Source organism: Methanobrevibacter sp. (assembly GCF_017940815.1).
Taxonomy (GTDB): Archaea; Methanobacteriota; Methanobacteria; order Methanobacteriales; family Methanobacteriaceae; genus Methanocatella.
The window spans coordinates 38,791-61,570 of sequence record NZ_JAGAXX010000009.1; the positions used below are offsets into that span (position 1 = coordinate 38,791).

The following is a 22,780-nucleotide window of genomic DNA, read 5'->3' on the forward strand; positions in this document are numbered from 1 at the left end:
CACTCAAAATAAATGCAAACTTAAAAATGAAATTATTAGAATAGGCCAATTATAAAAAAAGTTAAAAAAAATAGTTTAAGGAAGAATATTATTCTTCTTCCTCTTCTTCATCATCGTTTGCAGAGAAGTTCACGAATGAATCTTCTTCAACGACATCTTTTAATTTTAAAGTTTTTTGAACATCCATAGCTAATGCATTACAATCAGCTTTAATAGCTTCTAAATGCAATAAGATTCTTTCTTTTTCTTGATTAATTCTTTCAATGTTTGTGTATGGATAAGTAGACTCTTTAAGCATTTCATACTCAATAGTAGTATATGGGTAATCATTTAATTGCTTACATACGTTTTTCAAAACATCTCCTAAGAATTTGTTCATTTCTACTTTTACTCTTTCCCTGATCATTTTGTCGTCGTCGAGATTTTCTTTCATGAGACGAACAACTTCAGCTTTAGCGAAAGGTAATTTTTCTTCATCTTCATCAAATTCTTCAGAAGTTTCAATAATTTCTTCTTCAGACATAATTACACCTCTTTTGAGTTTTTAAAATATTGAGTCAATCTGTAATTTTTCCTAAAAAATTATAATTACATCAATATCTATTTTATAATTTATTTAAAGTTTTATATAAAGGTTTTGATTATTTTACAGAAATGGAGCAGTATTTGGCCAGTTATTGGCATAACATATAAAATTATCAATCGTGAAATTAAGAATTCGCATACTTGAAAAATTTTGAAAAATCGTTTGAAAAAAAATAAGAAAAGTAGCATTGCTGCTACTTTAATTTATCTTCTTTTTGAAATATTGCCCTCAAAAAATATTAAGGCAAAGACAAGTGCAAGCACTAATGTAAAAAATGGATTACCTGTAACATGTTTTTTCAAAATACCATCTGAATTTTTACTTAAATGCTTGTTAATGACCCCAATATCTTTTATAGGTTTATCAAATACATTTTTAGATACATTGACAATGGCATAATCATTGTTATTGTCCAAGTCATAATCAAATGTGTCACTGGTTACAACAACAGAATTTTTTAAAATTCCTTCACCCATTGCAATGGCTTTGACATACAACCTTGCATATTCACCATATCCAAGACTTTCAATTGTCCAAGTAAATGAATTCCTATTGAATTTACCCATAGTGACCTTATATGATTTCAATTTTAGCAAATCATCCAAAATTTCACTAACTTTAATGTTGTGAGCAGTATCTGGACCATTATTGACTATCTCAATGACATATTCAACCACGTCACCAACACCATACTTGTATTTAGACGCAATTTTAGTAATTGACAAATCGCTAGCTGGAGGAGAACTAATGGATTCATCATCAAAATTGTCATCCAAATTAGGATCCAACTCATCACTTGAGACATTAACAGTATTGACAATATTTCCTGTTGAAGACACTTTACAGATAATTTCCAATGTTTTAGATTGTCCAACATCAATGTTTCCAACATTCCAAACACCATTGGAATACTTTCCATTGGATCTTACAAAAGTCATCCCCTCAGGCAATACATCATGGACAATAACATTAGTTGCAACATTCGGACCATGATTTGAAACCAAAATCGTCCATTTTACCATTTCACCATATTTAGGTTTTGCATTATCAACGGATTTTTCAACTGACAAATCTGCAACTGGTTTGACATTAACGTAGGAAACATCCTTATTATTGAACTTATTCCAATCATATTGTTCTGATTCAACATCAACAGGGTTTATTATTTCGCCCAAATCATCGGTTATTGTTGAAATATTCAGATATTGGGTTTCCCCAACATTCAGGGATCCTATTTTCCATTCATCATCAGAATAGACTCCCTTAGTGGAATTATAATCTACAAACACCAATCCATGAGGTAAAACTTCATGTAAAACCACATCTGTTGCGTTATCTGGACCATTATTTACAACCTTAATCTGCCATACAACACTCTCGCCAAATGACGGCTGAGAATTATCAACTTCAATCATAACCCCCACATCAACTGCCAATGGAACATCAATGGATTCATTATCCTGATTATTGGTAGTGTTTGAATCATACTCATCAGCATGGATTGTCGCAAGATTGGCTATTTCACCTGTTGCATTAACTCTTGTGATTATGTCCAACCTTTGCACCTCTCCGTTTTCCAAGCAGCACATAACCCATAGTCCATTATCGTAAAATCCTTTTGTTGCAACATAGTCAACTAAAATCAATCCTTCAGGAAGAGAATCCCCAACATATATGTTTGTTGCCTTATCAGGACCCTTATTTGAAATGATCAATGTCCATGTAATCAAATCACCATAATTAGGATTGGTCTGGTTAACAATCTTATTAATCCAAACATCAGCGGATTTTTCCACATCGATTGTTTCATTATCCTGATTGTTGGTTAAATTGTAATCATGCTCACTGCAGTTGACAGAGACATTATTCCCAATCAAACCTGTGCCTTTTACCAAACATTCAATATTCAATTCAAACTCCTCACCAACTTCCAGACAATCAATAGACAATACTCCAGTAGAGTGATTATATCTTCCGGAACTGTCATCACCAACCCATATTAATGACTTTGAAAGCACATCATTAACTGTGACATTGTGTGCAGCGTCAGGACCATCGTTTCTGACTGTTATTGTCCAAACGATTTCATCATCAAAATTCGGATTTGACTCTGAAACCTCCTTTACAACAGACAAGTCACACGCAGGATTCACCACAATTGGTTCATCATCTTCATTATTTGTTAAATTAAAGTCATAGCAATCACTGGTTACATTTGCAACATTTACAAATTCACCTGTGGCATTCACATATGACAATATTTCAATTTCAATGACATCCCCCACATTGACTGAATCGATGCTGAATGAATTGTTGGTATATTCAAGAGTCGAACTTATATAAATGAAACCCTCAGGCAACACATCAACTATTTTAACATTATTAGCATCGTCAGGACCGTCATTTGTGACAACCAATGTCCATTTTACAGTATCCCTATAATTTACATTGCTTGTGTTTACAGTCTTTTCGATAGCCAAGTCACTTGCAGGATTTACAAAAATCAATTCCTCATCCTGATTATTAGTAATGTCATAATCGAAATCTGAGCCATTTACAGTAACATTGTTTTGAGTTAAACCTGTTTTATTGACTAAACACTGAATGATTAGCTTGACTGATTCGCCATTTTCCAATGTCCCTATATTCCACATTCCTGTTTCAGCATCGTAATCTCCGTCACATTCAAGATAAATTAATGAATCTGGAAGCAAATCAACAACATAAACGTCATGTGCAGTATCAGGACCATTGTTGGAAACTGTTATTGTCCAATTCAGATGGTCTTTATAATTGGGAGCGATATTTGATGCGGTTTTCATTACAGACAAGTCGCATGCAGATGGAATGTTGATAATTTTTCCATCAAAGTTATTGGACAAATCAATATCTGTCTCATTAGAGGTTATGTTTACATGATTTGCAATATTGCCTGTTTTATTGACAACTGTCATTACTGTATACACAAGATTTTCACCAACATTCAACTCACCAATATCCAATTTTCCGGTTTTTGGATCATATTTATCCCCAAATGTATGGTTTAATAAAATCAAACCTTCAGGGACAATATTGTATGCAATGACACCGGTAGAATTGTTAGGACCCAAGTTTGTAAGGTTAACAGTCCAAATGACAACATCTTCAAAGTTGAATGATGAGTTTGTAGTGGATATTGTAATTTTATTATCGACTTTTGGATAAACATTGAAAGAAGAAACATTGGTTATTCCCTTATAATAAGTATCCTCGAAATGTTTTGCAGAAACAAAATACTTTCCAGGCTTTAAGTTAGTCAAATCAACATTTATTTCACCCAAATAGTTAGAATTGGATGAATCATTATAAACAACCGTTCCGTCTTCATGAGAAACTGTCAGCAATATAACCATATTATATTCACGACTGTCCTGATATAATCTGCCGTCATCAGTAGCACCAGATATTGGAGTTTCGGAATCTATCTCAATTTTATCAACCCCCGCAGCATTATAAATCGCATTTGACACTGCCAGATTATTGAATTTTCCAATATTGTTTCCACCATATAGAATTACTTTAATTTCCTCAGTTTCGCCGTAGTAAATGTCTTTGGAAAAAATAGGCAAATGATATACCCATGCCTGGTTTTCAAATAAAACATTATCCGCCAATGTTAGGTTTTCACCCATTTTACCATAATATATTGCACTTCCATTTCTTGCGGTGTTAAATTTAAAGTTGTTCTGTAAAATTAATGTTTGGGTACTATTCACATAAATGGCTCCTCCCAAACCATCCTCCAATTTATCCTCATCGGGAAATGCGTGATTTGAAATAAATGAAGATTTCATTATTTGAGTGTTTTCACCATTTACGTATATCGCACCTCCATCAACATCCGCTGAATTGTTATAGAAATTAGAGTTATCCACATTAACATCCTTAGCAACAATATTGACCGCACCGCCACAATTGGTTGCATAATTGTCATTAAATGTTGAATTCAATAAATGAACATTCCAACCAATAGCTTGAACTGCACCGCCATCAGGAGCATTGTTGCCTTCAAAAATACAATCCATAATTTCTAATATCATTGTTTCATACAGGTCACTTGATGAAATTGCACCTCCAAATATTTCTGCAGTGTTGTTTATAAAGGTACAGTTAGCTATTTTCCCTGATGCATGAAATGTCAATGCACCACCTTGACCTGCAGTATTATTGACAAACAAGCAATTTGTATAACTTACCCCATTTCTAACACAGCCAGCTCCACCATGGGAGTTTCCATCAGGGACAATTACACGATTGTTTTTAAATATGCACTGATCAACCAAACAATAATTATCTGGTTCATTCAAACCAATTTGTAATGCTCCACCATAACTTTCAAGTTCTCCTTTAATCCAATTGGAATCAAAAATACAGTTTATAATTTGAGTGCCTTTTGAATAGGCAGCAACAGCTCCCGCCGCTGAATAATTTGAAAAATCATCATGATTTCCATGATTATTTGTAAAATTACAATTCAATATTTTTAAATTTTCACAACTTGTACTATTATAATCCGTCGCAATAGCTCCTCCTCCCCACAGGTAAGCATGATTATCCTCAAACTCACAGTCAGATATGGTAACATTAACTGCTGAAATGCGAATAGCTCCTCCAGTAGTAATTTTACCATTGATAAATTTTAGATTGCTTATTACAACCCCATCACTTTTCACATTAAAAATTCCACAAAGTCCTTTTCCATCAAGTGTTGCAGTGGACGAGGATGTTATTGTTACTTTTTTATTTATTGTCACTCTTGAAGAGTTATCACTGGCAGAATAATTACCTGACAATCTAATTACATCCCCAGGATTTGCGCCATTAATGCAATTTTGAATATCCCTAAATGTATTTCCAACAGGGGCACGTTCAGTTGCTGTTAAAACATCATCTTGAGAATCCACCTCCAGAATTTCGTTATTTTGAGAATTTACTAGTTTATTATCAATATCATATTCTACTCCTAATTCATAAGTATCATTGTTTATGTCACTTGCAAATGAGTCCTCCAGACCCAATCCGATTGATGTAAACATTAAACAGATGACAAATATGAATAACAGGAATCTTTTGTTAATATGCAACATCAAATTATTTTTTAACATTTAATCACCTTTTGAGGACGATTATTAAAATTAATTAACAAAAAGTTATTAACTAGCAATTAACTTTTTATTTTAGTTTCTGATTTGAAAATTCTAATCACATAATCCAAATTTAACAATAATCTCCAAATTTATAGAGTAATCATCATTAAATAATTATCTAACACAGAATATTTTCATAAATAAACTGACAAAATTTATTGATCACATCAATTTAGAGATAAATTAAAATTTATCAAACCATTACAAAATTTACCCTAAAATAAAAGATAATCATTCTAAATCCTCAAAAAAATTATTAAATTGGTTAATATTTAAAATTATGTACGTATATATTTCAAAATTAAGAATAAGTTATTTTAATTCATTTTTAAATAACAATTGCAATTGGTGTAAAAAAATATTTTATTAATAAAAACAAAAGTAAAATATAACAAAAGTTAAGGTTAGAGATATGAAAAGACAAATTGCAATACTGATTATGGTCTTATTAATAGTTGCCCCAGTTATTCAAGATGTAAGTGCTGCAAAAACTGTTTTCATTACATCAGACAATATTGTAGACCATGATACAGATTTAAAAGTATTAAATTCAATTAAAAGTTACATAGAGGAAATTAGCGGTGGAGAACTTCAAGTAATTGTAGACAACCAGGCTCCAGCAGCAGGAGAGGGATGGCGAGCAATCGAAGTTACTAGTGATGTGAGTATTACTTTGGCAGCATCAGATGCTGGAAACTACTTGCAACTAGCTTCATCTACAGTAAATTCAAACAAACAGATTGTTTTTGTAAATATTGGCGATTATGATTTAGACAACCATACTAACTTTTTAAGAAGAGCATGGGATGACAATTATTCTAATGAAAGCCTTGCAGGATTGAAAGATCCAGGTACATTCTTGAAAAATGCTGGAATTTATTATGTGCAACCGACTAAAGAGTTCCCAGGCAATACTGATAACGGCATTTTAGACAGATATGATGAAGACATGAATAAGCAAATCGCTCAAGAGATTGTTGACATCATTAACACCCATGGAAACGACACAAAAGTATTAAGTGACAATCTAGTCTCACAAAATACCCTAAAACCAGGAGTTGTGGCAAATGCAAGTAAAGAATTGATAAACAGTGGCGATAAAGAAATGACCGGAACATATGGCAATTACACTGCACCACAACTATTATATCAAACAAGTTCATATTTAAATGGAAATGGATTAGATTTTCCTAAATCATACGAAGAACCATCAAACCCTATGGGAATTTCATTTTTAGTAAAAGACACTTACTCCATTTACGATTATTTCAAAATGGCGGGAATTGTTAGGGAATATATGGATCAGAACGGTAGAGCACCAGATTCCATAGAATATGAAGGCGCACACATCGGATATTATGACTTATTGTATAATTTTGCAAAAATTACACAAAACCATACTGACGTTAAGCACATGGGTTTTGAAAGTGAATATCACTTCGATAAAGTAAACGATTCAATATTACTACACGTCTTCCCATTTGTAGCAATATTATTCGTATTATTCCTTGCATATCTATTATATAAAAGAATAAGAAGATTTTAATAGAAAGACAAATTAAGATTACATCTGAGGGAAATTTATGAAAAAGTATATATCAGAATTAATAGGAACAATGGTTCTTGTGCTATTTGGTTGTGGAAGTGCAGCCATAGCAGGTTCCGTTTTAGGCAATCTTGGAATTGCAATGGCATTCGGTTTATCTATAGTTGCTATGGCTTATGTAATTGGCGACATTTCCGGATGTCATGTCAATCCAGCTGTTTCAATCGGTATGTGGATTGATGGAAGATTAGAAACAAAAGACTTAATCATGTACATTGTATTCCAATGTATTGGTGCAATTATTGGTATTGCTCTTTTAGCTTTAATCATTAACTCTGCTCCAAGTCTCGGAGGATATGCTGCTACCGGACTCGGTCAAAACGGATTCGGATCCGCATCCAGCGTAGGACTTGGCGTTACAGGAGCAATCATTGTAGAAATTACCTTAACCTTTGTATTTGTATTCACCGTTCTTGGTGTAACTAAAAAAGCAGAAAATGGGGCTGTTGCAGGTATTGTAATTGGTTTAACCCTTGCATTCGTACACATCTTAGGTATTCCATTAACCGGAACCTCCGTTAACCCTGCACGTAGTTTAGCACCTGCATTATTCCTTGGTGGCCAAGCTTTACAACAAGTTTGGGTATTCATTTTAGCACCTATCGTTGGTGCAGTTATTGCAGGTTTATTATTCAAAGGTTTAAACACAGAGGATGCTTAAATCCTCTTTTTTTATTTTTTTAAAATTCAATACTTCCAGTATAAGTATATCCCTTAATATCTTCAAAACTAGTTTTTTTAATGAAATTAAAAGTATCTTCATTAGAGACATACAAATGAGCCAATGCAATTCCAACATCAATTGGATTCCATCTTTTAAGGACTTGGCGTTTTAAAATATTTTGTTTCACCTGATAAACATCAAATCCCTCATCAGCGTGTTTGAAATACCATGGTTGAGAGTTTATCGCCGATGGAGCGAGCTGTGCTGGAATCAGTTTATCATCTGCAAAATCAGATATTTTATTCAAATCCTTACGTTTAAATGAAGAGATGTCCCTAGTCATCTTATCGGACTTACCGAATGAGATAGTAATTACAAAATCATCCGTATTTTTCTTAGGTGAAGCCATTCCAACCCAACAGTTTCCAATGCCTACACTTTGAAGATATAATGAAAGTTGTTGGAATATAAAACCTATGTTTTCCAGGTAATGTTCTTTTTTCTCACTATACAATGCCAAGTAATATGGTGCAGTCCAACGGGTGCGGACGTTAACTTCACTTGCAGGCAAGATTGTGTATGAGTAATCAATAGCCTCGACTAAAGGTTTGACATCTGACATGAAATCATGAATTAAATCCATGTCAACTTCATCATCTAAATAATTCCTGCAGGATTTTCTAACATAAATTTGTTCTTTTAAATTCATCAAAAATAGTTATTTACTTCATTACTATTAAAATTTAAATAATATCTAAAAGATACATTATATATAAGGTGAATATATGAAAATTGTTGTTGCAATTGGAGGATCAATTTTACTTAAAGAATATAATTGTAAAAAATTCCAAGAATACAGTGCCATTTTAAAAGATTTGGCAAAAGAACATGAATTATTCGTTGTCGTAGGTGGTGGAAAACCGGCTAGAGAATATATTGGAGTAGTTCGTGACTTAGGTGCTGGAGAAGCACAATGTGATGATATTGGAATTGAAGTTACAAGAATTAATGCAAAATTAATGTTATCTGCACTCGGCGATGCAGCATACCAAAGAGTACCACATAACTTCCAAGAAGCATTAGAATTCTCTGCTACTGGAAAGATAATTGTTATGGGCGGAACTGAACCTGCACACAGTACAGATGCAGTTTCTGCAATTCTTGCAGAATACATTCAAGCAGACAAACTAATCAACTTAACCTCTGTTGATGGAATGTACACAAAAGACCCTAACAAATTTGATGATGCAGAACTTGTTCCTGAAATCACCGCAACTGACTTACTTGAATTTTTAAGCGGTAAAGAGGTTAAAGCTGGAACTTATGAATTCTTTGACAAAACTGCGGTTGAAATGATTAAAAGATCTGACCTGGAAACCATTATTACAAACGGTTTTGAACCTGAAAACTTAATCAAAGCAGTCAATGGAGAAAATGTTGGAACCAGAGTTCTTAGCGAATAGGTGATGCAGTGGATAATCTTATAGATATTGGCTTAAACTTAATGCACTCTTCATTCAAAAAGGATAAAGTTGAAATAATTGAAGAGGCAAATAAAGTTGGAGTGAATCAATTTATCATTACAGGAACCAACATTCATTCAAGCCAGATGGCTGCAGAATATGCTTCAAAATATCCTGGAGTATTGTTTTCCACATCAGGAGTTCATCCACACGATGCAAAAACCTGCAATGGACACAGCATGTTTGAACTTGAAAAAATAGCTAGCAATGAAAGTGTTGTAGCTATTGGAGAATGTGGTCTTGACTACAATAGAAACTTCTCACCACAAGACCTGCAAAGGAAATGGTTTGAGGCTCAGGTTGAACTAGCTGAAAGACTTGACATGCCGTTATTCCTACATGAGAGAGAAGCTCATAAAGATTTGTACTCCATTTTGGAAAGACATGACAGCGTTATTGAAAAATCTGTCGTTCACTGTTTTACCGGAACCAAAGCAGAAGCGCAAAATTACATCGATTTGGGTTGCTTTATTGGAGTGACCGGATGGATCTGTGATATGAAAAGAGGAAGAGACCTCCAGGAAGCTGTAAGCGTGATACCTCCTGAAAGGTTAATGATTGAAACGGATGCACCGTTCTTGATTCCAAAAAATTTTGACAAAAAACCTAAAAAAAATAGAAATGAACCTAAATATTTACCTCACATCCTCGAGACAATTGCATTATGCATGGGAATTGATGCTGAAGAGTTAGCAATTCAAGTTACTAAAAATACTAAAGAATTTTTTAAAATATAAGGAGATGATAAGATGGCAGTAGAACCACATAAACATTGCCCAATCTGTGGAACCCCAATTCCACTAAATGAACTTGTATGCTCACCAGACTGTCAAAAAGTTTGGGACGCTAGATTAAAACAAAGAAAAAGATCTCAAATAATCTTATATGTCGTAATAGCAATATTTTTAATAATTTGGGCTATAATGACATTCATGAAATAGGGATACCATGATTTTAACTTCATCAAACACATTGGAAAATAAAGAAATTATAGAATATAAGGGACTAGTTACTGGAGAGTCCCTAATTGGTGCTAATATCTATAAGGATTTATTTTCAGGTGTTCGTGATGTCGTAGGTGGAAGAACATCCAGATATGAAGAGGAAATTCAAAAAGCTCGTGACATTTCATTAAATAGTATGATTGAAAAGGCGGAAAAACTAGATGCAAATGCAATTATCGGGCTTAAGATTTCTTATGATAATCTTGGAGGTACTATGGGAAATACTATATTAGTTACAGCTTATGGTACCGCAATTAAATTTGAATAGAACATGAAACTTAAATTTAAAGAACATAGTTCCCAATATAACAGAAGGGCGATCCTTTCTATTGCAATAGGTACCGGTGTGGGACTTATTGTATACTTAATATTTCTTTATTTCCATATAGACATATATGGATGGAATTTAGGTTTGATTTTTGCACCATTGGCTGCGGGATATGTTGAAACAATAGCTGCAGAGAGGCTAATTGGAGAAGATATCGGAGCTATAAGTGCATTTATCCTATTCATTGACACTACTTTTTACAGTTTTATTTTGAAAAATCCCACATTAGGATTCAATATCATTACCGCCGGGTCAATTATTGTAATCTTGCAGGCAGCATTTCCGACCTTAATCAATTACATTCTTTTAGTTTTAATTGGAGGATTCCTAAGTGGTTTTGCAAAGTCCATTAAAAGCTTTGAACGAAAATTAAAAACCCGTGTTGAAAATCAGCAGACATTTGCATGGGAAACAAAAGATGAAAGAATGAATGATGGTCAAATTCATTACTTTGATGAGGATGAAAGCAATGCCAAACTGAACAACCTGGGATTCTATTTTCTGACAAGCACAGACATGAAAGACAGAGCCCACAACACTCTCGGAATTTTTCAAAGCGAAGTGATAATTGAAAAAGATGCAAGATTAATAGCAATGGATGCTGAAATAGCTGAACAGGAAAAGCTTAATATGATTAAGACAGGAAAGGATGAATGTCTAATCAAACTTGCAGACAAGATTCAAGATTATGGAGGAAATGGAATAATAGACCTGACCATGAACTACACCCTGATAGGAATGAGTGGAGAAATCCAAATAACTGCAATGGGCATGGGAATTTATATCAGATAATGATCATTAATAAGGAGGCTATAAATGAATAAGGAAGATTTTATTAGTGAATTAGTTAAACAAACAGGATTAACTAATGAACAAGGAGCTGCTGCAAATGACATTTTTGAAAATACATTTTTAGCTGGAAACAAAAATAAAGACTTGATTGTAAGTCAATTGACTGAAAAATTAGGAATTGACGAATCCAAAGCAGACATGATTTATACAGCAGCTATTGGAATACTTTCAAGTGGTGTATTAGACAAGGTAACTAGCATATTCAAATAGAGGTGAAAATATGGAAAATAAAGGAACAATCATCATTCCAATAATCGGATATATTATTGCATTAATATCTCCACTTCTTGGATTGATTTACGGAGCTATTTTAGTATTCTTTAAAAAAGACACTCCATTATACCAAAAGCACGGACGCTTCATAATCTACTTTGCAATTTTAGTATTCATTATAAGCTTGATTTTAGTGTTCGGTTTAGGAATTAGATTTATTTGAATGAATTAACATTCATTCATTTAATTTTTTTTAACCTATCTTTAAATTCCTGATTTTTACTGCAACCACTTATTGCTTTTTTTAATATTTCTTTTTCAGATTCAATGTCACCCTGTTTTTGATAGATATTGGCCAATGATTCATAAGCTTTTGAAGAATCTGGCAAAGCAAAAATAACCTGTTTGTATAACTCAATCGCTTCAGTCAAATTCCCCTTATCTTCTGCATATTTAGCCTCACTCATGATATTGGAAATGTTTTTTAATTGACTATCATCTTTTTTAGGTTTGATTTTTCCCTCAACGTTTCTCAATTTATCAAATATATCGTTTGCTTCATCTATATCAAAATTTTGACCAGTTTTCCTATTATCACTCATAATATCACCTTAAGGCAGGACTCCTAACATTTTTAATGACACATATAACACCAATACTGAAAAAATTATCTTTAACTTTTTTTGAGGCACTTTGTGTGCAAATTTGGCTCCAATTGATGCTAAAGGCACTGAAAAACATGCAATCAGTGCAAGATTGATTAAACTTACATATCCAATTGAGTATGGAAATGTGCTTACGCCCCAACCGGAGACAATATAAGACAAAAATCCTCCAATAGCAGTCAGACTAATGAAAATTGAAGATGTGCCTATTGCCTCAATCATTGAAAAGCCAAGAAGTGCAGTCAATATAGCGATCAAAAAGACTCCTCCACCAACCCCCAACAATCCTGATGAAAAACCAACCAGCAATCCAATTATTGCACTTGTTAAAAGATTGAATGGAATCTTAGCATCTTCCCTCTCTTTATTTATGTTTACAACATTATTTACAGTTATAAACAGCAACAAACATCCAAAGATTATTTCCAATACTCTTGAAGGCAACCCTGATGCTACAAATCCTCCAATTGCACCACCGATTATTCCAAAAATCCCCAAACGAATTCCTGGTTTTATAATGTCATCCATTTTTCTGGTGTGCCTATAAGCTCCACTGAGAGATGTTGGAATAATAATAGCCAAACTTGTACCTAATGAGATTAGCATTGCAAGGTCAGGCTCAACGCCAATATACTTCAATAAGAAGTATTGGAGAGGAACTATTAGAAATCCTCCACCTACACCCAAAAGCCCTGATGCAAATCCTGCACAGATACCTATCAAGATTAACCCTATGTAGTATTCAATTGGAAACATAACATCACTTATTTAAAGTATTAACAATTAAAGTATTGTTGATGAGGATTAATAAAACTATACTAATTGGAATGATATTTATCTTATTTGCAGGTTTGATTTTCCTAACCGATGCATTTACCCCAATCATAAGGCCAATTACATACCTGTTTTTAATGGGGTCATCCAAAGGCAAAGACATAATATTCTTTGGCCTTTTAGGTTTATTCCTAATATTGTCCCAATTAATCAAAAAAGATGTTGACATGAGTAAATATTTGAAGGTTTCAATTGTTTTAGGTACAGTTTTATTAATTTCAGGCATATTTTTAGAGGTATTGTTCAGGATGCAAATGGGCATTGGACTCAACACTGTTTTTTGCTCTATGACTAACGGCATGAGTTCCACAAGCATTTTACATACTCATCTGTTAAAGTCCATTTTAGGAGCAGTCCTATCCAAAATAATGGGACCATTTGTTCAAAGTGGAATCAACACTGGCGTTGGCCTATATGCATATCTTCCAAGTTTTGCATTTTTAGTGATTTTACTGATTCCAATACTTTTTGCAACAATTGTTCTCGCATCACAAAATCGCCCTTGGTTTACAAATTTCCTGATAGCATTCTTTTCAAGCTGCTTAATCATAGGGATAATAGATGGAGGAATGTTTGCAACACCTTCATACGTTGGAATATTCGGACTTTATTTAGTTTACAGAAATGGTTATTACCTAAATTACATTCTAGGCATATTGTTAAATGATAAAAAATTGCTTGAATGCAATGAGTTAAACCCTCCCATTTACCGCAAACAAGATTTAGGACACATAAGATACATATTCAACAGGCTCGGAATTTATATGCTAGTGGGTTTAGTCATACTGCTAAGGTTCACAATAGCATTTGCAGGTGCCGAACCTGATTATTACACTGTTGAAATAGTAGACATCTCTGATGACGTTGATTTTGGAGACATTCCAATTACTCATATCAACAACACAACTTACCATGTAGATTCAAGCTACAATGAGATGCAGCTGATTAATGACTTGAAAATTCCGTTAAACAACTCATGTGAGTATTATACGGTTTCATGGAACATCTATTCTTATTTAGAGTGATTATATGAAAAAAATCTATTTGATTTTGCCAATCCTAGCCGGATTCATGTTCGGATCAAGCGGAATTTTTGTTCGTACATTAACCCAAAACGGAATCGATCCAACCACATTGCTGTTCTTGAGGTTTTCAATAGCGATAATTCCATTGATGATTGCAATTCTTTTAACTGATAAGAAACTGCTGAAAATAAATCTAAAGGACATTCCATTAATTCTGATTTGTGCGATGTGCATCGTGGGGCTTAACTTATGTTACAATGAGTCAATGAACACTGTTCCACTATCCCTTGCGGCAGTATTGCTGTCCATAGCTCCAAGTTATGTGTTAATTCTCGCATACATTCTATTCAGAGAAAAGATAACCTCAAAAAAGATAATCTGCATGTTGCTTGCAATATTTGGATGCATCTTGATGACTGGCATTTTAGAAAACGACCTGTCCAACATACCATTGTTAGGAATCCTCTGCGGAATAGGTGCAGGGCTGTTTTGGGCGGTTTACCTCATGGCATCCAAAAAATCCATCGAAAATGGAAATCACACTTACACAATACTAATCTATTCAATAATTTTCATCTCAATCGCACTGTTGCCGTTTACCGATTTCGGACAAATCAACAATTTTGTCAACATCAACCCAACATTAACAGTGTTGTTTTTGATTGTGCACTCCACATTTTCATTTGCACTACCATATATCTTTTCAACTTTGAGTTTAAACTATATAGACTCAGGAACTTCATCAATATTCATGTCTGGCGCAGAGCCATTGGCAGCATTGATTTTCGGATTTTTGATATACTCCGAGGTTCCGACAATTTTTATGTTTTGTGGATTCATCCTAACAATAATTGCAATGATGAGGTTGAGCAGAACTGATAAAGTAAAAAATTAATTACATCTAAGAGAGGTGTATTTCAACTGTAAATGCTTTAAATTAAAAAATAAGAGAAAATAAATCTAATTTTAAAAATTAAAGTAATTTTAAGCCCAAAATTAAAAAGCAATATAAATAATCATGATATAATAAAATTGTGTTAAAAATATGGACTTACTCGGAAAAGATTTTCATACAGTAAATGGCCAAAATCTAGCCAAATTTAATATAAACATGAAAAAACTATTACTGATGGAATAAAAAATCATAAAAATGAAATTTGAGCAAATGAAAAAATTTAAGATTAGACCACGATGAAATAATAATTTTAAAAAAAATTGAATTTAACGTGAATTTTTTCATCTCCAGTAATAAAATAAAATTCAAGAAAATTATTTAAATCTAATCAATTTACACAAAAGTGCATAATTTACAAAAATTTATTTATTTTAAAAACAAACCTTTACATATGATTCTAAGCATTATTATACCCACCTACAATGAAGAAGAATACCTCCCAAAATTACTTGACAGTATTAAAAGCCAAAGCTTTGACGACTATGAAATAATTGTGGCCGATGCCAACTCAACAGATAAAACCAGAGAGATTGCTGAAAGCTATGGGTGCATTGTAGTTGATGGAGGGCTTCCAGGAGTGGGTAGGAATAATGGTGCTCGTGTTGCAAAAGGAGAATACTTATTATTCCTAGATTCCGATTTAGTGCTAACTGATGATTATTTGAGAAATGTCATATATGAATTTAGAATGGAACATCTGGGAATTGCAATAACTCAAATGTTGCCATTATCAGATAAAACTACAGACAAGTTATTCCATGACTTTGCAAATTATTTCATGATAGGAGTGGAAAAAATCAAGCCTCACGGTGCAGGATGCTACGGTATGATTGCCAAAAGATCACTGCATGAAGAATTAGGCGGTTTTGATGAATCCCTAACTTTCGGTGAAGATACAGATTATATTGAAAGATTAGCTCAAAAAGAACGCTTCAGAGTCATAAGAAACGCAAAGATTGGCGTTTCAACCAGAAGACTGGAAGAAGAGGGTCTTGTCACTTTAATCAGACAATACGGAAAAAGTACTGTGAATGACTTTTTAGGAAAAAGGACCAGTGCTGAAGATTTGAATTACACTTTTGACCATGGAGCAAACAAGATGACTCCTTCAAGATTGGATTCACTTATCAAAAGGGCTGAAAGCATCAATAAGATTAAGGAACAATACGATAAATCCATGAAGATAGTTAAAAGATCTCAAAACCAGCTCAAAAGCCCACAAATTAGAAGCAAAAAAGTTGTTTTTTACTGTGTATGTGGCGAAGGAATGGGACATTCAATCCGTACAGGAGTAATCGTCAACAAACTTCAGGAAATTTATGACGTGTACATTTTCACACATGGAAATGCATTTGACTACTTGAGTTCCAAATTTGACAATGTCTATGAAATCGGCGGATTCAATACTGTATATATCAACAACAAGGTTGACAACGTGAGAACTCTTGTCAGCGCATTGAAGAGAAACCCTCATAATCTAAAATCAAATTATGACGAATTATACAAGAAAGCTAGAGAGTTATCCCCTGACGTCATTGTAACTGATTTTGAAATGTACTCAACATATGTGTCCAAACTATTGAACATTCCTCTCATAAGCTTAGACAATATGCATATAATCACACAAGCTGAGATATCATACCCTCAAAATCAGAGACTTGAAATGCTTAAGGCAAAGGCAGTAATCAAAACATATGTCGTCAAGCCAAAAGTTCACATTATCACCAGTTTCTTTTATCCAAAAATTAGATCAAACAAAAATGCAGTCATATATCCTCCAATCATCCGTGAGGATATCTTGAATTTACAACCAACAACCAAAGACCACATTGTCGTTTACCAAACCAGTAAAGAAAGTGTAAAACTTATAAAACGCCTAAAAGAATTAAAAAATGAAAAATTTATCGTTTATGGTTTTAACAAAGATGAAATTGACGGTAACTTAACATATAAACAATTCAACGAGGACGAGTTCTATGATGACCTGGCCAGTGCCAAGGCGGTTATCTGTAACGGAGGATTCACATTCATTACAGAAGCCATAACCCTTAAAAAGCCTATATATTCCGTTCCAGCCAGAGGAAACTTTGAACAATTGCTTAACGGATATTATGTCCAAAAACTCGGATTTGGAGAATATCATGATAAAATGAGTGTCAACAGACTTGAAAAATTCTTGAATAGGCTCCCGAAATATCAAGAGAAATTATCCAAAGTTAAAAAGACAAGTAATGATGGAATAATAAAAGAATTGATTTATAGAATTGATAAATATTCTAAAAATTAATTTTTACTTATTTTAAAAAAAGATAAAAAATAAAGCATAACTATAAAGTTACGCCCATTTCTAATTGTTCAGTTAATTCTTTGTACCTGTTACGTATTGTAACTTCAGTTACACCAGCAATGTCTGCAACATCCCTTTGTGTTTTTCTCTCACCGAGTAAAACGGATGCAATGTATAATGCAGCTGCTGCCACACCAGTAGGTCCTCTTCCAGAAGTCAATCCTTTCTCCATTGCTTTTTCAATGATTTCAATAGCCTTGGATTGTGCTTCTCCAGATAAACCAAGTTCTGATGCGAATCTTGGCACATAGTCAACTGGGGAAGTTGGCGGCAATTTTATATTTAACTCACGAGTGAGGAACCTGTAAGTTCTTCCAACTTCTTTTTTGGTTACACGAGAAACTTCAGCAATTTCATCCAAAGTACGAGGCACGTTACAACGTCTGCATGCGGCATATAATGATGCGGCAACTACTCCTTCGATACTTCTTCCTCTAATTAATTTATTATCTACAGCACTTCTGTAAACAACACTTGCAGCTTCCCTTACGCTTCTTGGAAGACCTAACCTTGAAGAGTCACGGTCAAGTTCACTTAGTGCAAATGCAAGGTTTCTTTCAGTAGCACCTGAAATTCTGATTTTTCTTTGCCATTTTCTTAGTCTGTACCATTGAGCTCTATTCCTTGCTGGAATGTCACGACCATAGATGTCTTTATTTCTCCAGTCAATCATGGTACTTAGACCTTTATCGTGAATAGTATAAGTAATTGGAGCTCCAACCCTTGTACGTTTATCTCTTTGTTCGTGGTCAAATGCTCTCCATTCAGGACCCATATCCACTAGATTTTCATCAATAACTAATCCACAGCGAGCACATACTACTTCTGCTCTTTCATAGTCTCCAATTAATTCTTCAGAACCACATTCAGGACATACTGTTTGTTTTGAATCATCGTAAACGTCATTAGATCTTTTACTTTCGATTTCTGCTTTACGTCCTCTTCTAGGAACTTCTTCTATTTTTTCTGTCGTGGTTTCATCCTCCTTTTTCTATGTTTCTTGGATTTTGGTTTTGATACAAATAGTTTTTCGCCACTATTTTTATTTAATTCATCTCTATCGGCTGATTTGAAAAGACGAATTGAGATGTATGGTTGTTTGGTAGGTCCAAAAACATAGCTAACCTTACCTATCTTGTTCTTCTTACTATCAAAAACAATCCCACCTGGTGAAGGTGTTTTGGTAGATCTAGCTATTAATTTTCCAGAGTTTGCAACATGCAAACTATTTCCTAAAAATTTCATATAATCAAACTTAAAATCAAATCTGTATCACTTAAATAATTAGAAATAAGTTATATATAAATGTATCGCATAGATTTATATATAAATATTGATTTCTATTTAAATGTTTTTCTATTTTTTTGTGAAGCCAACTATCTCTGCAAGAGTCTTGCCATTTGAGATATCTTTGATGATATGTGATTCCTTGATTTTCACACCTAAACTTGCAATCATGGTTTTTGTGAATAGTTCTTTAGGAATCACAACAATACCACTTTCATCTCCAAAGAAGAAATCTCCAGGATTTACTGTAGTGCCTTCAACATCGATAGGTTCATTTAATGTGCCTAACCCTAAGGCTGAACCTGCATTAGGACAGAAATTACTTGCAAAAATTGGGTAGTCCATGTATAAAAGCGCATCCAAGTCACGGGCAGATCCGTAAATCACGGTTGCCTTGATGCCGTTATCCCTTGCACAAGTGGAAGCGAGCTCACCCCATATTGCCTTATCGTCATCATCTACTTTAAAAAATAAAATGTCTCCTTCACCAGCAGCATCTATGGCTAAAGCTGAAGTTCCCCAATCGTCACTAACGGTTTCGGCAGTGAATATGGTTCCCCAAACCTTCTGATTGTTGATTGGCTTGATTGATTGAATAACACCTGATCTTCTTGAAATGCCATTGTATGCATCTGAAATTTGACATGCAGTAATGTTATCAAGTAAAGACTGCAAATTAATATATTGACTGTAATTCTTTCCATTGAACTTCAAGTCCTCAATAGTAACATCATCTAATTTAATATCATTAACATCAACACGTTTGTTTAAATTTTTATTTTTATTTAAAACATCACTCGGACTAATTGACATAACTTATCACTTCAATACTTAATATATCCGACACTATTAAAATACATTTCACACACTTTATATATTAGTTTAACCAAAATATTATTTGTAGTATTGAAGAAATACTTGAAATTATTATATACTTATTGAGTTTATTTACATTATTCATTATTATAATTATTATTAATTAAACAAATCGAGGAGAAAAATTATTATTAGGACAAAATAAAGAAATATTATAAATTAAATTATCAAAAAAAAAATTAGTATAACTTAGTAATCCTTATAGTAAAACTCTCCAAATGTATTAACTCTTTTTAGTGTATAAAAGGTCGAAAGATCAAATTATCGTATAATTTATGCAAGTTACTCGCCTAAAAATAATTTATATTTTTAGTTTTATTACATAAATTATCCCGATTGAATTAAGCTTAGGAGGCTTAAAATATGGGAAAAGGTGAAGAATTAACAACAACAAAATATTTAATCCATGCCCAAATTACAGCTAATGGTATTGTTGAAAAACCAGATGTTGTTGGTGCTGTATTCGGGCAAACTGAAGGTTTACTTAGTAACGATTTAGATTTAAGAGAACTCCAAAGAACTGGAAGAATCGGAAGAATCCAAGTTAACATTCACTCAAACAGTGGAAGAGCAAAAGGAGAAATCGTGATTCCATCCAGTTTAGACAGAGTTGAAACCGCCATACTCGCTGCATCACTCGAAACCATCAATAGAGTTGGTCCTTGTGAAGCAGAAATTCAAACTTTAAAAGTTGAAGATGTAAGGGCTGTCAAAAGGGAACAAGTTGTTAACCGTGCAAAAGAAATCTACAAAAACATGGTTGAAAGCGTTGGCCCTACCAGCATGAAAATGATTGAAGAAGTAAGAGAAGCAATGAGAGTTCATGAAATCTCTGAATACGGTGACGATCGCCTTCCTGCTGGCCCAAGTATCCACACATCCGATGCAATTATTGTTGTCGAAGGACGTAGTGACGTTTTAAACTTACTTAAATACGGAATCAAAAATACCGTAGCAGTTGAAGGAGTAAGCGTACCTCGTTCCATTGGTGAATTAAGTAAAAAAAGAACAACAACTGCATTTGTTGATGGTGACAGAGGCGGAGAATTGATCTTAAAAGAATTATTACAAATAGGTGATGTGGACTACATTACCCGTGCTCCAAAAGGAAAAGAAGTGGAAGACTTGGAAAAAGACGAAGTATTAGTCGCTCTTAGAGACAAAGTCCCTACTGCACAGTTCTTAGCTACATCCAACATTTTAAATGATTCCAATAACAACAATAACAAAAAAAGAGAAAACAATAGAAATAACAGAAGAAATCAAAAATACAACCGCCATGAAAAACAACAAAAAGTTGTAAAAGAGCCGGAACCTGAAATTGAAGATGATGAAGTAAGCTTAATGAAAGACATGCTTAAAGAATTTGAAGGAACCGGATGCGGAGCTATCTTAGATGAAGCATTGAATATGACCAAAGAAGTGGAAGTTGAAAATATTTATGAAGAAATCAAAAATATTGAAGGCACCGCCGACACTGTAATATTCGATGGAGTCATCTCACAAAGATTATTGGACGTTGCTTCCGAAAAAGGAATCAACAAGTTAGTCGCTTTTAAATCAATGAACATTGTTAAAAAGCCACATGACGTCAAAATCATTACTATTGACTAAATGAGAATATTATATTCTCAACTTTTTTTATTTTTAAAACTGTTTAGTTTTTGTTAAATAAATAAGCAAAAGTCAATTAATAATAAATAACATAATTAATAAATATATTATGGGATTCGAAATTGGAGGAAATAAAATGAATATAAATATGGAAAATTATTACAGTACTAGGAAAAATGTTTTTGAAAGAATACAAGACGCTAGTACCGCAACTAAGGTTATAATGTCCTTGATCATGGCATGCATAACCGGTATTATGGCACAAATAATTATCCCACTCCCATGGACTCCAGTCCCTATCACTGCTCAAACTTTTGCAGTTTTATGTTCTGGTTTATTCTTAGGTAAAAAATATGGATGCTTAAGCCAAATCTTTTACGTTGTATTAGGAGTAGCATTTATCCCATGGTTTGGAGGAATGACTGGAGGAATTGAAGTTTTACTCGGTTCAACCGGTGGATTCTTAATTGGATTTATTATTGCAGCATACTTTATCGGATTAATTACTGAAAAATATGCTCATGCACGTAGCTTCACAAAAATGGCTGTTGTCATTGGAGTTGCTAACTTCGCAATAATTTACATTCCAGGTTTAGCAGGTCTTGCTTTATTCCTTTCTTCACAAGGAATGGCCTTCGGAATTTATGATCTCTTAATGATGGGCCTTATTCCATTCATCGCTGGAGACATTGTAAAAATCTTAGGTGCAGCAGCATTATCCAAAGCATTTTTACCAAAAGACTAAAAAGGTTTTTAAAACCTTTCTTTTTTTATTTATTTTACGGATTTTCATGAAACTTGTTTTAAGAGGACATCACCTGTTATGCCTTAAGGGATTTCAGGGCTATGGCTATGATGAGGACTTTACAAAAAATATGACTGAAGTCAATTCCAAACGAAAACAACCTAACACCACAATTTCTCTTGTCTCCTCACCCGATGACATATGTTCAGCATGTCCCAACCTAACAGATAATCTTTGCGAAAATGAAAAGCAAAATCAGAGAATCATTGACATGGACAATGAGGTTCTGAAGAGACTTGACACCACAAGGGAATACGATTCAATAGAATTGTTTGAAAAAATTGATGAGATTTTTACTACAAAAGAAAGTGTCGACAAAATCTGTTTAAATTGTATGTGGCACGAAAAATGTTTATTTTATCAAAAATTATCAAATCACCGATAGGTTTAAATACTACATGATAAATATA

Annotated in this window: 23 protein-coding genes; 15 read left to right on the top strand and 8 right to left on the bottom strand. The window is 33.5% G+C overall.

The window, feature by feature from the left end:
* Positions 1-88 precede the first annotated feature (88 nt).
* Positions 89-523 carry a hypothetical protein gene (locus ILA26_RS01235; protein WP_292893140.1) on the bottom strand — a complete coding sequence of 145 codons (435 nt, stop codon included), beginning with the start codon at positions 521-523 and terminating at the stop codon, positions 89-91.
* A 266-nt stretch (positions 524-789) separates the two neighbouring features.
* Positions 790-5,730 (bottom strand): hypothetical protein, encoded by a 4,941-nt coding sequence (locus tag ILA26_RS01240; RefSeq protein WP_292893142.1) that lies wholly within the window; start codon positions 5,728-5,730, stop codon positions 790-792.
* Positions 5,731-6,184: 454 nt separating this feature from the next.
* Between ILA26_RS01240 and ILA26_RS01245 the strand changes: the two genes are divergently transcribed.
* Both ILA26_RS01245 and ILA26_RS01250 read left to right on the top strand, forming a co-directional pair.
* Positions 6,185-7,318 (top strand): adhesin, encoded by a 1,134-nt coding sequence (locus ILA26_RS01245; protein WP_292893144.1) that lies wholly within the window; start codon positions 6,185-6,187, stop codon positions 7,316-7,318.
* Between the two features lie 37 nt (positions 7,319-7,355).
* The gene (locus ILA26_RS01250; RefSeq protein ID WP_292893146.1) at positions 7,356-8,039 is read left to right on the top strand and encodes an MIP family channel protein; all 684 of its coding nucleotides are present in this window, start codon (positions 7,356-7,358) and stop codon (positions 8,037-8,039) included.
* A gap of 19 nt (positions 8,040-8,058) precedes the next feature.
* Here ILA26_RS01250 and ILA26_RS01255 read toward each other — a convergent pair whose 3' ends face one another.
* Positions 8,059-8,751 carry a nitroreductase family protein gene (locus ILA26_RS01255; RefSeq protein ID WP_292893148.1) on the bottom strand — a complete coding sequence of 231 codons (693 nt, stop codon included), beginning with the start codon at positions 8,749-8,751 and terminating at the stop codon, positions 8,059-8,061.
* A gap of 76 nt (positions 8,752-8,827) precedes the next feature.
* Here ILA26_RS01255 and pyrH point away from each other — a divergent pair, with 76 nt between their 5' ends.
* The 7 genes from pyrH to ILA26_RS01290 are packed head-to-tail and all read left to right on the top strand — an operon-like array spanning position 8,828 to position 12,185.
* The gene (pyrH, locus tag ILA26_RS01260; protein WP_292893150.1) at positions 8,828-9,505 is read left to right on the top strand and encodes a UMP kinase; all 678 of its coding nucleotides are present in this window, start codon (positions 8,828-8,830) and stop codon (positions 9,503-9,505) included.
* Between the two features lie 8 nt (positions 9,506-9,513).
* Positions 9,514-10,302 carry a TatD family hydrolase gene (locus ILA26_RS01265; RefSeq protein ID WP_292893152.1) on the top strand — a complete coding sequence of 263 codons (789 nt, stop codon included), beginning with the start codon at positions 9,514-9,516 and terminating at the stop codon, positions 10,300-10,302.
* A 12-nt stretch (positions 10,303-10,314) separates the two neighbouring features.
* A complete protein-coding gene (locus ILA26_RS01270; protein WP_292893154.1) occupies positions 10,315-10,506 on the top strand; it encodes a DUF2116 family Zn-ribbon domain-containing protein in 192 nt (63 codons plus the stop codon).
* Positions 10,507-10,513: 7 nt separating this feature from the next.
* Complete coding sequence (locus tag ILA26_RS01275) at positions 10,514-10,837, top strand: YbjQ family protein (RefSeq protein WP_292893156.1); 324 nt, start codon at positions 10,514-10,516, stop codon at positions 10,835-10,837.
* A gap of 3 nt (positions 10,838-10,840) precedes the next feature.
* Positions 10,841-11,689, top strand: a complete 849-nt coding sequence (locus ILA26_RS01280; RefSeq protein ID WP_292893158.1) for a hypothetical protein — start codon at positions 10,841-10,843, stop codon at positions 11,687-11,689.
* 24 nt (positions 11,690-11,713) lie between these two features.
* Positions 11,714-11,959, top strand: coding sequence for a hypothetical protein (locus ILA26_RS01285; protein WP_292893160.1), 246 nt, complete (start codon positions 11,714-11,716; stop codon positions 11,957-11,959).
* Positions 11,960-11,969: 10 nt separating this feature from the next.
* The gene (locus tag ILA26_RS01290) at positions 11,970-12,185 is read left to right on the top strand and encodes a hypothetical protein (RefSeq protein WP_292893162.1); all 216 of its coding nucleotides are present in this window, start codon (positions 11,970-11,972) and stop codon (positions 12,183-12,185) included.
* A gap of 16 nt (positions 12,186-12,201) precedes the next feature.
* Here the strand turns inward: ILA26_RS01290 and ILA26_RS01295 are convergent, their stop codons facing one another.
* Positions 12,202-12,564: a hypothetical protein gene (locus ILA26_RS01295; RefSeq protein WP_292893163.1), complete on the bottom strand. Its 363-nt coding sequence runs from the start codon at positions 12,562-12,564 to the stop codon at positions 12,202-12,204.
* A gap of 9 nt (positions 12,565-12,573) precedes the next feature.
* The gene (locus ILA26_RS01300; protein WP_292893165.1) at positions 12,574-13,383 is read right to left on the bottom strand and encodes a sulfite exporter TauE/SafE family protein; all 810 of its coding nucleotides are present in this window, start codon (positions 13,381-13,383) and stop codon (positions 12,574-12,576) included.
* 41 nt (positions 13,384-13,424) lie between these two features.
* On the opposite strand from ILA26_RS01300, the gene ILA26_RS01305 reads away from it, so the two are divergent.
* The 3 genes from ILA26_RS01305 to ILA26_RS01315 all read left to right on the top strand — a co-directional run bounded on the left by ILA26_RS01305 (position 13,425) and on the right by ILA26_RS01315 (position 17,728).
* Positions 13,425-14,486 carry a hypothetical protein gene (locus tag ILA26_RS01305; protein ID WP_292893167.1) on the top strand — a complete coding sequence of 354 codons (1,062 nt, stop codon included), beginning with the start codon at positions 13,425-13,427 and terminating at the stop codon, positions 14,484-14,486.
* 4 nt (positions 14,487-14,490) lie between these two features.
* Positions 14,491-15,381 carry a DMT family transporter gene (locus tag ILA26_RS01310; RefSeq protein ID WP_292893169.1) on the top strand — a complete coding sequence of 297 codons (891 nt, stop codon included), beginning with the start codon at positions 14,491-14,493 and terminating at the stop codon, positions 15,379-15,381.
* Positions 15,382-15,832: 451 nt separating this feature from the next.
* Complete coding sequence (locus tag ILA26_RS01315) at positions 15,833-17,728, top strand: MJ1255/VC2487 family glycosyltransferase (RefSeq protein ID WP_292893171.1); 1,896 nt, start codon at positions 15,833-15,835, stop codon at positions 17,726-17,728.
* A 40-nt stretch (positions 17,729-17,768) separates the two neighbouring features.
* Here ILA26_RS01315 and ILA26_RS01320 read toward each other — a convergent pair whose 3' ends face one another.
* The 3 genes from ILA26_RS01320 to ILA26_RS01330 all read right to left on the bottom strand — a co-directional run bounded on the left by ILA26_RS01320 (position 17,769) and on the right by ILA26_RS01330 (position 19,888).
* The gene (locus ILA26_RS01320) at positions 17,769-18,713 is read right to left on the bottom strand and encodes a transcription initiation factor IIB (RefSeq protein ID WP_292893281.1); all 945 of its coding nucleotides are present in this window, start codon (positions 18,711-18,713) and stop codon (positions 17,769-17,771) included.
* Positions 18,714-18,745: 32 nt separating this feature from the next.
* The gene (locus ILA26_RS01325) at positions 18,746-19,033 is read right to left on the bottom strand and encodes a Gar1/Naf1 family protein (protein WP_292893173.1); all 288 of its coding nucleotides are present in this window, start codon (positions 19,031-19,033) and stop codon (positions 18,746-18,748) included.
* A 111-nt stretch (positions 19,034-19,144) separates the two neighbouring features.
* Positions 19,145-19,888, bottom strand: a complete 744-nt coding sequence (locus ILA26_RS01330) for an RraA family protein (RefSeq protein ID WP_292893175.1) — start codon at positions 19,886-19,888, stop codon at positions 19,145-19,147.
* Between the two features lie 426 nt (positions 19,889-20,314).
* Between ILA26_RS01330 and dnaG the strand changes: the two genes are divergently transcribed.
* The 3 genes from dnaG to ILA26_RS01345 all read left to right on the top strand — a co-directional run bounded on the left by dnaG (position 20,315) and on the right by ILA26_RS01345 (position 22,755).
* Positions 20,315-21,565 carry a DNA primase DnaG gene (gene dnaG, locus ILA26_RS01335; protein ID WP_292893177.1) on the top strand — a complete coding sequence of 417 codons (1,251 nt, stop codon included), beginning with the start codon at positions 20,315-20,317 and terminating at the stop codon, positions 21,563-21,565.
* Between the two features lie 142 nt (positions 21,566-21,707).
* A complete protein-coding gene (locus ILA26_RS01340; RefSeq protein ID WP_292893284.1) occupies positions 21,708-22,310 on the top strand; it encodes a biotin transporter BioY in 603 nt (200 codons plus the stop codon).
* 46 nt (positions 22,311-22,356) lie between these two features.
* Positions 22,357-22,755: a DUF1284 domain-containing protein gene (locus ILA26_RS01345; RefSeq protein ID WP_292893179.1), complete on the top strand. Its 399-nt coding sequence runs from the start codon at positions 22,357-22,359 to the stop codon at positions 22,753-22,755.
* The last annotated feature ends 25 nt before the right edge of the window (positions 22,756-22,780 follow it).